The organism is Peribacillus sp. NPDC046944, assembly GCF_050272735.1.
In the GTDB taxonomy this organism is placed as follows: Bacteria; Bacillota; Bacilli; order Bacillales; family DSM-1321; genus Peribacillus.
Genome location: NZ_JBNNML010000014.1, coordinates 25,400 through 37,599 on the forward strand (window position 1 = coordinate 25,400; position 12,200 = coordinate 37,599).

General features: G+C 40.8%; 8 protein-coding genes. 2 read left to right on the forward strand and 6 right to left on the reverse strand.

Annotated elements, in window-relative coordinates; translation table 11 throughout:
* Positions 1-137: 137 nt before the first annotated feature.
* From ACQKIC_RS18685 to ACQKIC_RS18695, 3 genes are all read right to left on the reverse strand, one after another.
* Complete coding sequence (locus ACQKIC_RS18685) at positions 138-2,105, reverse strand: sigma-54-dependent Fis family transcriptional regulator (protein WP_402991607.1); 1,968 nt, start codon at positions 2,103-2,105, stop codon at positions 138-140.
* 336 nt (positions 2,106-2,441) lie between these two features.
* Positions 2,442-3,491 carry a 2,3-butanediol dehydrogenase gene (locus ACQKIC_RS18690; protein WP_402959463.1) on the reverse strand — a complete coding sequence of 350 codons (1,050 nt, stop codon included), beginning with the start codon at positions 3,489-3,491 and terminating at the stop codon, positions 2,442-2,444.
* A 303-nt stretch (positions 3,492-3,794) separates the two neighbouring features.
* Complete coding sequence (locus ACQKIC_RS18695) at positions 3,795-4,556, reverse strand: 2-keto-4-pentenoate hydratase (protein ID WP_427592139.1); 762 nt, start codon at positions 4,554-4,556, stop codon at positions 3,795-3,797.
* Positions 4,557-5,597: 1,041 nt separating this feature from the next.
* On the opposite strand from ACQKIC_RS18695, the gene ACQKIC_RS18700 reads away from it, so the two are divergent.
* Together ACQKIC_RS18700 and ACQKIC_RS18705 are read left to right on the forward strand one after the other, a co-directional pair.
* Positions 5,598-6,818, forward strand: a complete 1,221-nt coding sequence (locus ACQKIC_RS18700) for a quaternary amine ABC transporter ATP-binding protein (protein WP_402875515.1) — start codon at positions 5,598-5,600, stop codon at positions 6,816-6,818.
* Positions 6,815-8,542 carry a glycine betaine ABC transporter substrate-binding protein gene (locus ACQKIC_RS18705; protein WP_402875517.1) on the forward strand — a complete coding sequence of 576 codons (1,728 nt, stop codon included), beginning with the start codon at positions 6,815-6,817 and terminating at the stop codon, positions 8,540-8,542. The genes ACQKIC_RS18700 and ACQKIC_RS18705 overlap by 4 nt, the downstream gene beginning before the upstream one ends.
* Before the next feature lie 52 nt (positions 8,543-8,594).
* Here the strand turns inward: ACQKIC_RS18705 and ACQKIC_RS18710 are convergent, their stop codons facing one another.
* The 3 genes from ACQKIC_RS18710 to ACQKIC_RS18720 all read right to left on the reverse strand — a co-directional run bounded on the left by ACQKIC_RS18710 (position 8,595) and on the right by ACQKIC_RS18720 (position 12,030).
* Positions 8,595-8,789: a hypothetical protein gene (locus ACQKIC_RS18710; protein ID WP_402875518.1), complete on the reverse strand. Its 195-nt coding sequence runs from the start codon at positions 8,787-8,789 to the stop codon at positions 8,595-8,597.
* A gap of 199 nt (positions 8,790-8,988) precedes the next feature.
* Complete coding sequence (locus ACQKIC_RS18715; protein ID WP_427592138.1) at positions 8,989-11,073, reverse strand: SA1320 family protein; 2,085 nt, start codon at positions 11,071-11,073, stop codon at positions 8,989-8,991.
* Between the two features lie 12 nt (positions 11,074-11,085).
* On the reverse strand, positions 11,086-12,030 hold the full coding sequence (locus tag ACQKIC_RS18720) for a DUF1672 family protein (protein WP_402991618.1): 945 nt from the start codon (positions 12,028-12,030) through the stop codon (positions 11,086-11,088).
* Between the last annotated feature and the right edge of the window lie 170 nt (positions 12,031-12,200).

Genomic DNA, 12,200 nt, shown 5'->3' on the forward strand with positions numbered 1-12,200 from the left:
TTTTGATCATCATCTCCTATATAGAACTGTTCCAATGAAACAAGTAAATGTATCAATGTCTCACAGAAAAAGCCCAAACTGTATCACTCTATCAGTGAGTGGATAAGTTTGGGCTTTTGTCGTTGCATGTTATTTAATTATCCAAGCCAATCTTCTGGTTTCAGTTGATACTGCTTGATTTTTCGATAGATGGTAGAGCGGGAAATGCAAAGGGTCTTTGCAACGTTGGTAATGTTTCCGTTTTCTCTGATCATGGCTTCAATAAGCGCTTCTTTCTCGTTTTCCCCTATATTTTTAACCAATTCAGGAGGAAGGTCGAATGGGAATACTATATTTCCTTCCGTATTGAATAGGGCTTGCTGGATAACATTTTTTAATTCTCTTATGTTTCCTGGCCATGTGTATTGTGTCAGGCAGTCCATGGTATCGGGGTGTACCAGAATGTCTGGTTTTCCGAATTGACCACCCATGGTCTCCATGAATTGGGTGACTAACTCAGGAACATCGTCGATTCTTTCCCGCAAAGAAGGAATTCTCATTTGGATCACGCAAAGTCGATAATATAAGTCCTCACGAAACTCGCCTTTTTTGACCGCTTCCGCTAAATTTTTATGAGTAGCAGCGATGACACGAACATCGAGAGGTATTGGTTTATCTCCGCCAATTCTTGTGACGACTCTCTCTTCGAGTATTCGAAGTAAATGAACTTGTAAATCAAGCGGCATATCTCCAATTTCATCAAGAAAGATTGTGCCTTTTTGGGCCAGCTCGAACTTCCCGGGATTGCCTTTCGCCTTAGCTCCGGTAAAGGCCCCAGATTCATAACCGAATAGTTCACTTTCAAATAATCCATGAGGGATGGCACCACAGTTTATCGCTACGAAAGGCTGATCACGGCGGTTGCTTGCCTGATGGATTGCCTGCGCGAAAACTTCTTTTCCCGTCCCGGTTTCTCCTGTTAAGAAAAGTGTGGCATCGATTAACGATGCCTTTCGCGCCTTTTTCACGACTTCTACAAAATCGTTGGAGGAACCGACCATATCATCAAAGCTATAGCGTGTAGATTTAGTATGTAAGGAACGGCCTGATGAAGGCGTATGTCCGATGGAAGATGGATAGGCTGAATTCTCTCTTAGAAATATGACTGCACCTAGCCGTTCGTCTTGGAAAGTAACGGGATAGATGGAGCAAATGAATTTTTGCTTGTTTTCATCATGACTTACTTTTTCTTCTCTTATTCTCAGTCCGTAGAGTAAGACAGAATCAACAAGTCTATCTAATTCAGGGAGATGCTTGATTGATTGAACATCTTTTAGGATGGAATGCGATTTGGCCACTCTATTTTTTTCTATAATGCTTTTTCCGGTATTCACTACAAATACGGCATCTTCCACACCTTCTAGTGCTGTATTCAAAAATAAATTATTACGCAGAATATACTCATGATATTGCCGATCAATAGATTTCGATATATTGTTCACTTCTGAAATGACGAGCCCAATCGTGTGTTGGTGCACTTGATTAGAGCAACCTGCAATATTGATGATTCCTATTAGCTCGTTTGTAAAAGGATCCAAAATGGGGGAGGCGACACAATACCAATCATGATTTTTTTCACAGAAGTGTTCAGAAAACAAAACTCGAGAAGGTTGTTTCGTCTTCAACACCATTCCTACCGCGTTTGTTCCTGCAGATGTTTCACTCCAGGTGCCCCCCGTGAAAATACTAATCCGCTCAGCATTTTCCAAGACACCCTTTTCACCGGAGGAATGCAGAATAGTACCATGTTTATCCGTAATGGAAAGCATCGTTTTAGAGTCATGTAGGATATCTGACAAACTGTTTATTTTCGGGGTAGCGAATGAAAGCAATTGCTCGTTTTTATCGAGCCGAGTCTTCAAAGTGTTTGGGCTAATGATCTCATTAATTTTATTCTGGAATGGGCTGATGCCTAGTTTCTTGGAATTTTCCCATGAATCGAAAATCTCAGCCCGGATGCTTTTATCAGGATACTGTCCTTTTTCTTGGTAAAGGTTCCAAGCGCTTTTCGTGGAAAGGTTGTATTCTTGGGATTCAACAATAGCTCTTCTAAGTGTCTGATTCATTGAATGTCCTCCATCATATAGTTACTTAGGTGTATCTCGTTAATTTAAAACAACTTGTTCCAGCCATTTAAATTAACGATAGCTAGAAGATATTATCAAAAAGGACCAAACTAAAGCGGGTTTAGATCTATAGAAGATGAAGAATTGGTATTGAATGAAGTAGACAAGCGTTTAGCTTCTTTTGGTCCATCGTAAACTTGGTGAAGTGTTCAATAACGAAGAAGTTAAGCAATTACATATAGATAAAACAGGAAGGAATGAATAAAGATCATGTTGCTGGATAGTCATTAGACTATCCAGTTCATCTATCCGAACATTCTTTAACGGATTTTCATCTCATTTAGCTTGGACTAATATTTTTATTTGGTTTCTTTCTTTTAATAGACCTTCGAAGCCATCTTCGATTACATTATCAAGCGTGATACGCTTAGTTACTAGTTTGTCGGCCGGGAAGTATCCTTGTGCCATTAAGCTTATGACAGCTGGAAATACATCACGATAGCCAATGATACCCGTTACTGTACGTTCTTTCAGAACGATATTTTGCGGATGAATGGGGGCCTCTTTTTCAAAAATACTTACAATCATCGTCTCACCATTGAATGTAGTGGAGTTGATGGCTTGTGTTAAGACTGGTGGGATTCCTGTGACTTCATAAGAAACATCCACTCCACCATTTGAAAGGTTTTGAATTTGTTCTACAACATCTCCGTTATTTGGGTCAATTACGATGGCTCCAAGTTCTTCTGCTTTCTGTCTACGTTGTTCCGATAACTCGACCGCATAGATTTCCGCCGCTCCGGCTGCTTTAAGGGCTTCAATAACCAATAAACCGATTGGGCCAGTTCCAAAGACGGCAGCTTTATCGCCAACTTGTAGTTTGCTTTGTTTTACAGCATGAAGAGCCACAGCTGAGGGCTCGACAAGTGCTCCTTGCTCATATGAAACAGTTTCAGGAAGTTTATGTAACATATGTTCTGGAACAGAAGTGTATTCGGAAAATCCGCCTCCGCCTCCAGCAAGTCCGTAGAACCCCATTTTGTTGCAAAGGTTGTATTTCCCTTGTTTGCATGCATCACATTCACCGCATGAATAGATGGGTTCCACAACAACGCGATCCCCAGCCTTTACTTTAGTGACGCCTTCACCAATTTCAATGACTTTTCCAGAGAACTCATGCCCCATAACAATCGGAGCTTTATCCCCGCTTAAAGGATGTGGTTCTTCCGCTGGGATGAATATGGGTCCTGCCGTATACTCATGCAAGTCACTCCCACAAATTCCACACCACTCGACTTTAAGTTTAACTTCGCCTTTTTTTGCATGTGGCTCTTCGATATTGTCTAATCTTAAATCTTTAGTATTATGCCATCTGAGCGCTTTCATATTGACACTTCCTTTTGTAGTATGGATTTTATTACCACTGAATCTCAAAATCAGTATACTATTATTGTAATTTTCTTTCAATTCTCAGTAGAGTCTAGTAAACGAGAAGTTTTGGATGATAGGGTAGTAGTCTTAAGCACTTCGAAAGTGATCTTACGAGAGTTATTGAACGGGTTCAATCAAATTGCTGGATAGGGGTATGTTGAGAAAAAATATGGGAGAGGCGTTTTCGAATTAGATACATGGAGAGGGGAGAGGCTTTTGAGGCCTTTCCCTTTTTCACTGAGACATTGCGGTCCTTATTTATTCCGTAACCGATAACGTAACGGAGCCGATTCCTTCGAATTGACCAGTATACATCCCGATTTCTAGTGTTTTTGGTAGGATGAATGTGCCAGATGATACGAACATGCCTGGTTCGAGTGTTAAATTATGTTGCCCGAGTTTTTCAAGTAGCCACATGATGGCCTTGAGCGGATGCCCCATTACAACCGAAGATGTACCTTCATCAATGGTTTGTCCATTGAAGAGCAACTTGCCATTGATATTGTCTATATCAGTGTAGGTGTAGTCTTTTGCTTCCCCGATGGTTACTTTTCCGCCAACTGCCCCATCTGCGCAAACCTGTTCTTTTGGCATTTTAGGAAACCAATCCTCAAAGCGGGAATCAGGAACTTCTAATCCTGGAGCAATTTGTGTTTTGTTGATTATTTCTTCTTCAGTAGAAGTGGCAGTCAAGGGCTCTTTGACAATAAAGACTAACTCCAGTTCGATCAGCGGACTTAGCATTTGCTTACTTAAAGAAATCTTATTGGTTATTTGTTTATCGGTTAACTGTCCATACAACGGTTCCTTGGCGTTAAACAAGGCTTGTGTTTCGGGACTAGTCATACTGATTTTATACCCTTTCAGGCATTCATCATTTGCTCTTTTTGCGGCAGTGAAAGCATGTTGAATTCGATAGGCTTCTTCCAAACTGATATGTGATGAAAAAACGTCCTTTTTCAATGCCTTTACGTGTATGTAGGAGTCAGACAATTTGTTCAAAAAGACTTCCTTAATCATTCTATCTCATCCCTTCTAATTGAATATTAATACTATTCTAACATTTTTTTAAAAGGAAGAGTTTATTCTTTCTGCCAGAAAACCAGTGAAATAGAAATCATGGAATGCCTTAAACGTTTTTGTTTGAAAAACCTGGTTAGATGGGTTGTAGAATTCATCTAATTGCCTACTAATTTTATCCAAATCAACCCGTAGGATTTACCCAAAAATGTGAAACAATTTCATTTTTTTAAAAAAACTTTTTACGTCTTCGGTACGGAACCAATTACGCGGTTTTTCGGTAAGGGCTTACACCGTTGGTACGTCAAAGTTAACCGAGGGTAATCGAAGCAAATTATCCGCGTGAGAATAGTGGGATCTTATCATGCAATTAATCCAGGTATCATCACGGTTTACACTCCGCTTCATTTGAATCTTATTTCAATCTTTGTTAAGGTTATTAAGTACTTTAGGGATAAACGTTTAGTCCTAGGGATGGGACGAACAAAAAAATCCAAGTAAAAAACCATTTAAATGTCAGTCGGTATACACCGTTTCTGCAACTATCCTCAGTTGTGATTACTCCTTTTTTTTCTACTTGAAATGCTCAAATAATCACACGTAAATGATCAAGCGATGAATCATGGTCATTGTAAACGTGTTTTTCTTAATGTGTTGTGGTTTAGGACAACCACCGCTTAATTTGGCCACTTCTGTCTTTATTAGGGACACATACTTGATTGTGGTCTAAGGAAAACTCTAAATGATATCCATGTATTCTACTATCGCACCTCTTTTTTCTACTAAAAAAACTCAATTATTTTACACATATGACCAGGACTAATTATGTGAATGTTAAGTATTTTTCAGTGCGTTCGTTTTGGTATACAGTGTAACGTTTTACCCATTATGTTACGTCATTCCCCCTTTTGACGTTCGTGTGAAAGTGCAGGTTGGACTAGCTTAAGAGAGTAGAATTATACAATCATGATGACTCATCACAAGATGAGGAAAACAGCAGAACTGAACATCATATGGTCAACAAACTAACGAGGTGACTGAATGAAGCCATATGTAGAGGTCAGAAATGTTTCGAAAATTTTTGGGAAATCCCCAAAAGCAGCTACGGATTTATTGAAGCAAGGCAAGTCAAAGAAGGAAATTTTGAAAGAAACGGGTCAAACGGTTGGTGTGAATAACGTCAATTTTGAAATTTATCCCGGTGAAATTTTCGTGATCATGGGGTTATCCGGAAGTGGAAAATCGACTTTGATCCGTATGTTCAATCGATTGATTGATCCAACTTTAGGCGAAATCCTAATCGAAAATGAAGATATTGTAAAGATGAATGCGGCCCGCTTAAGAAAAGTAAGGCAACAGAAAATTAGCATGGTTTTTCAAAACTTTGCTTTATTCCCTCATAAAACGATACTGGAAAATGCCGAGTACGGGCTGGAAATTCAAAAGGTGGATGTGAAAATCCGACGTGAAAAAGCCATGAGTGCGCTTGAAGCGGTTGGGTTAAAGGGATATGAAGAACAGATGCCTTCACAACTTAGCGGCGGGATGCAACAAAGGGTCGGTCTTGCACGTGCGCTTGCAAGCGATACGGATGTCTTGTTGATGGATGAGGCTTTTAGTGCGCTTGATCCGTTGATCCGTAAAGACATGCAGGATGAATTGCTAGAAATTCAAGAGCAATACAAAAAGACGATCATTTTCATTACCCATGATCTTGATGAGGCATTAAGAATCGGGGATAGGATTGCGCTTATGAAAGACGGAAGCGTCATCCAACTGGGAACACCAGAACAAATCATGATGAACCCGGCTAATGAGTTTGTCGAGAAGTTTGTTGAAGATGTGGACTTATCCAAGGTGCTTACCGCATCTCACGTGATGAAGCGGCCTGAGAAAATCGCAGTGGACCGTGGTCCAAGGGTTGCCCTTGAGATCATGCGCAAACAAGGTTATTCCAGCATATTCGTCGTAGATCGTAAGCAAGTCTTATTAGGGGCTTTGTCGGCAGAGCAAGCACGCCAGGCATTGAGAAATGACCAATCTATTTCTGAGGTGATGTCAACGGATATCCCGACGGTTCCTGAGGAAGAATTACTTGTAAACCTTATGGACGTGATGGCAACTTCCAGTCTGCCGATTTCGGTCATTGATGATAAGAGAAGAATAAAAGGAATCATTGTCCGTGGTGCCGTCATTGGGGCATTGGCAGGTAATAAAGATTCATTGAATGAACTGATAGAAATGGAGAGTGAAGTTCAATGAATATACCAAAAATCCCATTAGGCGCTTGGGTCGACTCTTTAGTGGACTGGATAACGATTGCATTTGCCGGATTATTTACTCTTATAACGAATGCGATCGAAGGGTTATTGAACCTCTTAGTAGATGTGATGAGTGTTGGACCTTCCATCGTATTGATTATTGTTTTAACTCTTTTAGTTGCCTATACAAGCAAATGGCCGTTAGGAATATTTACGTTCGTTAGCTTATTATTAATTGATAATCTAGGGTATTGGGACTCAAGCATACAAACGATTGCTATCGTTTTATTATCAGGGTTCCTCACCATTCTGATAGGGATCCCAGTCGGTATCTGGAGTGCACAGAGTAAGACGGTAAGAAGAATCGTGACACCCGTTCTAGATTTCATGCAAACGATGCCTGCATTCGTTTACTTGATTCCGGCCATCCTGTTTTTTGGAATAGGGGTCGTGCCAGGGATCATCGCGTCGTTCATTTTTGCCATCGCACCAACGATTCGAATGACGAGTCTTGGCATTCAGGAAGTGCCCAATGATTTGATTGAAGCAACGGATGCTTTCGGTTCAACGAGTAGCCAAAAGCTATTCAAGGTACAATTGCCATTGGCGATGCCAACGATTATGGCGGGAGTTAACCAAAGCATCATGCTTGCCCTTTCTATGGTCGTTACGGCTTCCTTGGTCGGTGCACCTGGCCTTGGGGCAGATGTTTACCGGGCAGTAAGCCAAATTAACGTCGGACAAGGCTTTGAAGCGGGCTTGTCGATTGTTATCATTGCCATCATTCTCGATCGCATCACGCAAAACCTGCGTAAACCAGCGTATGGCAAGCTTCTTAGCAAGAAAGTATTTTTCTCAGTTCTAGCGATCCTTGTGGTCGGTACGGCGTTATTTACAATCTTGAAAAAAGAAGAAGTCATGCAAGGCGGTACAAATAACTTTGGTGAACAGACCAATTATGAAATCATCGGTATCGAGCCGGGAGCCGGTTTGATGAAGTTAACCAAAACGGCTATCGAAGATTACGATTTGGACAACTGGAATCTTGTCGAAGGTTCTTCAGCCGCGATGGTTGCGGAATTGAAGAAAGCGATTGATAAGAAAGAACCGATTATCGTTACGGGTTGGTCACCGCATTGGATGTTCTCAACATACGATTTGAAGTATCTTGACGATCCGAATGAATCCTTTGGCGGTGCTGAAAACATTAATACCATTGCTCGACAAGGACTCGAAAAGGATGCGCCTGGGGCGTATAAAATCCTAGATCAATTCTTCTGGGAAACGGGCGATATGGAAGATGTGATGGTCGAAGTTGCTGGGGGCAAGTCTCCATCTGAAGCAGCGGAAAAATGGATCAGTGCAAATCCTGATAAAGTGTCTGAATGGACAAAAGGTGCAAAAGCAGGAAATGGTGAAAGTATCAATCTTGTGTATGTGGCCTGGGATACGGAAATAGCCAGTACAAATGTGATTGGCAAGGTTCTCGAAAAGAATGGCTATGATGTAACACTAAGCCAAGTTGAAGTGGGACCAATGTTTGCTGGCGTTGCAAATGGAAGTGCGGATGCATTTGTTGCGGCATGGCTTCCAGGAACGCATCTTGAATATTACAATAAATATAAAGAAGATATCATCGATTTAGGACCAAACCTTAAAGGAACGAAGAATGGATTGGTTGTGCCAGATTACGTCGATATTGATTCTGTTGAAGACTTGAAATAAAGGAAAGAGGGATTTTCATTGATGAAAATCCCTCTTTTTTTTGTTTTATAAACTAGTGAGGCTTCCCTTTAATGGAAACAAATTTATTCTTCAACTCATCGTCCGTTACTTCAATTTTGCCCCTCAAGTCTTCGGATAGCAATACATAGCTTTTGACACCGATAAACTCCGAGTCAGAAACGACGAAGAATCTTGCTCCTTTTTTATAAAGTGAGGAAAAGTCTTCCGTTAACTTATACATTTTCATCTTTTTTCCACCTTGGCTGTTGTTGAATGGTCATTATTAGGATGGAGAACAGGATGCTTTCATTATAAAGAGATTTCCTTCTTTAAAATAGGGGGAAATGCAAAACGTGGATAAAACTCGAATGAGGAGTAAGCAATCCCAACGGTTGAATGATAGAGTAGTAGAGGCAGTGGGATTGTATCCTTGTCAATCTCATGGATTATAGTGTTCCCCGATTGACTTGTTCTTTTAAGAGCTGGATGTTTCCTAATACGTTCTTCGATATTTCCAAGGTGGCTTCAATTGCCATTGCTTTTTGACCTGATAGTTGAAAGGTAATATCCTCGAATAAAACTTCCATGTCATCCAGAACGGCTAGAGCAGAAACATTGTATAGACGAACATCACTAAATTTTCCAGGTTCGAAAATCGCTGTATCGATATATGGTTTAAAATTACTAAGCATTTCAGGAAGATTGATGATCATACGGTCCATTCCTAGACGAATGCCTTCTATGGATGTTTCCATTTCTATGATAGGCTCCAATACTTCTTGGACGGCGTTCTTTATTTTCTGTTCATAATCCGTAAATAAACTTATAAGCAAGCTCACAGGATTACCGTAAATTCCTACTGTCAAAACGGCATTAATAGCTAGAATGATGGCGTCTAATGCTGCCTCGATCAGAGTCAGTACTGTTTTTACGCTTATGAGGATCGGCATTAATACCGTCATCCCTAAAGTGTTGATTTGATTATGTGCCATTTGGACTTGAATCTCTTTGATTTTCATGCCGACCTTTAGGTAGGGGGAGGGCTCTAAAGTGATAAGAGCTGTTTTCTGGACAGGGCCTATTCCATCTGTCGGGGATGCGCTGGTTTGTATGGCTCCTGCTATACTGGCGTCCTTATCGTGAAACGTATCGGCAATGTCCTGAACTTGGCGCTCGTAATCCTGTAATTGTTTATAGACGCTTTCCTTATTTCTTTCGAGTATGTCATAGTGCGCGTCAAGTTCTCCTACAACTGCATCTACAAAAAGGTCTTTTCCGCCTTTAAATAACTCCGGGATTTCATTCGAAATAATAGTCCCGGCACTTGTCACTAAGTCATCGATATCCGCTTTCAATTGCTTCAAGTACTCTTTTGGAGCATAGAAAAGAGTCTCGACGCTTAGATTCACGGATGTGATATATTCGACTATCTCAACAGGCTTAGAGTTCAGGACATTATTTAGAATCCTGCATTTGTCTTCTGCCTTATCGAGGAGCCTAATTAGTTCGTCTATGCATGCCTTCATGACAAACCCCGTTGTGGTGATACCCATAAAGACAGGTTCCCCGGCAGTTTCCTCGAACTTTTGTTGAAAGGCATCCTGAAGTGCTGTTACCCGTTGATTGAATTTTTCATTTTCGGTATGGACGATACGGACTGAGTTACCGACATATTCCCTGACCTTGCCAAGACGGCCTTTCACATTATCACGTATTCCATGGGACAGTAGCATCATGTTTTCTTGGTTCATTTCGATTCGCTCACTCTGGCCCCCATACAAAGGGGCGCCTGTCCAGAGACTTGTGACGATATGATCGTCAGCTCCAATATGGACAAAGCCGTGACCTGGTTCTCCTTCTATTCCTATCTCTAATGTAAATTCTCCATTTGCATCTTGCTTGATATATCCAGTATGGTTGGAGCCAAGCATGGAAAAGGAGGGGACGCCGTTATTTATTCCGTACTTCTTACCAGGAATGCGGTTGCCCATCTTAATGGTCTCTTCCGTCCCCGTCAGAAAGTCAAACTTACTATAGTAATTTGTAATATTAGCATATTCTTTATCCGGATCAACCATACCAGCAGGAAGGATCGCTGGATTTAGGGTAACGGCTTTTACTCCTGGATTATCGATTCCGACCGCATTGGTTAAAGCACCAGCAAGGGAATTTCCAGAGACGGAAGATACCTCACCCACTTCATCATTTATATGCTCAAAATAGGCTACGGCTTCTCGGACCTGGGCAGGGGGGGCATCGCTAAGCAGTTTTGTATTCGTTCCAATCCAATCCGTATCCATTTGCTCACTGCCAACGAATACCACGGTCAGCTCTCTTGTTTTAACATTTTGAACAGTAAGTGCATCAAGACCGGTATCCGTGTTATAGATGGTATCTATCACCCTGAATTTCTTTTCATTCACCTTGAACACTTCATCTATATCATAGTGAACATAAGAATGGTATCCGGCAAGCTCGACTAAATCATTATCATCGGTGGCGTGGCTTGATAGGGTATTAACAACAGCCATAGAAGATCCTCCCTAATCTTTCATGATTTCATTTGGTGCTGTTCTTTTTAACGAGTTTTCCTTCGTCCCAATTGCTCGTCTTCGGTCGATTAAGTTATCATTCAATATGATGGAATATGAACCACGTGGGATGCCTTCCATCTTTTCGATATCAGAGACGATTTTATTGAAAATGGCTTCATCAGGGGCCTTATCTTTGTCTTTCATGTATAAATAAATGGTGAAAATGATATCCTCTGGTCCAAATGCGTCTTTCTGAAGAAAATCCCTCAATTCATCCTTACTGATATCCGGGTTTTTTAGATACATTTTATAGAGGGAATCAAATGTATCTCCTACTGGATTTACATAGTAGTGAGAGGTTGCGTATCCTTTAGCGCCTACTTTTTCAATGGCCTTTATTGGTGTTCCCACTATAGGGTAACTGGCTGTGGTTTCTTTTAAGTAGCGATCTAAGTTTGTGAAATCCTCATCAAAAGCCATGGCGTATAGTGCACCAGAAAGGGCGTTTTCCACTTGTCCCTCTTGAGACCAAACTTCATCTGTTTTTACTTTTTTCCTATCGAGATCAATGGGGACGATGGCAAAGGTATAAAAATGAGGTTCGCCGATTGACTCAACAAAAACAGATGCCCCATCAACCGCACCGATTATGTTATGGACCATAACTTCCGTCTTATATGTATCGAGGAAGAATGCCTTTACTGCCTTTTGAATCTCTTCCCGGTGACTTGCAGCGAGGTGACGGATTTCCTTTCCACTATTGCGTAGGGTGTACCCAGCCCCATGATAGTCTTGAATTCGTACAAAGTGATCTTTTTCATAAGCATTTCTTTCACCACTCGTGGCGACTATTTCCTTTTCTACTTCTTTATCTTTTGAAAGATTCATATTTAAGCATCCTCCCAGCAATACGGTTACACCTATTCCTAGCGCCATGACTTTTTTGCCCTTCATTTAAATATCCCCCCTTCAAAGATGCTGTACGATTTGAATATCCAATCATCTATTTTGCGTTCCACCTATACTCGTTTTTTACACATTACCCAACTAATGTAAATAATTCTATCATAATGGGAAATGTTACTTCTGATATCATCAAATGTTTTCAAAAAATAGGTAGAAAG

Bases quoted from the DNA above. Each gene is read 5' to 3' on its own strand.
- ACQKIC_RS18685 (WP_402991607.1), bottom strand. From the start codon at position 2,105: ATGAATCAGACACTTAGAAGAGCTATTGTTGAATCCCAAGAATACAAC.
- ACQKIC_RS18690 (WP_402959463.1), bottom strand. From the start codon at position 3,491: ATGAAAGCGCTCAGATGGCATAATACTAAAGATTTAAGATTAGACAAT.
- ACQKIC_RS18695 (WP_427592139.1), bottom strand. From the start codon at position 4,556: ATGATTAAGGAAGTCTTTTTGAACAAATTGTCTGACTCCTACATACAC.
- ACQKIC_RS18700 (WP_402875515.1), top strand. From the start codon at position 5,598: ATGAAGCCATATGTAGAGGTCAGAAATGTTTCGAAAATTTTTGGGAAA.
- ACQKIC_RS18705 (WP_402875517.1), top strand. From the start codon at position 6,815: ATGAATATACCAAAAATCCCATTAGGCGCTTGGGTCGACTCTTTAGTG.
- ACQKIC_RS18710 (WP_402875518.1), bottom strand. From the start codon at position 8,789: ATGAAAATGTATAAGTTAACGGAAGACTTTTCCTCACTTTATAAAAAA.
- ACQKIC_RS18715 (WP_427592138.1), bottom strand. From the start codon at position 11,073: ATGGCTGTTGTTAATACCCTATCAAGCCACGCCACCGATGATAATGAT.
- ACQKIC_RS18720 (WP_402991618.1), bottom strand. From the start codon at position 12,030: ATGAAGGGCAAAAAAGTCATGGCGCTAGGAATAGGTGTAACCGTATTG.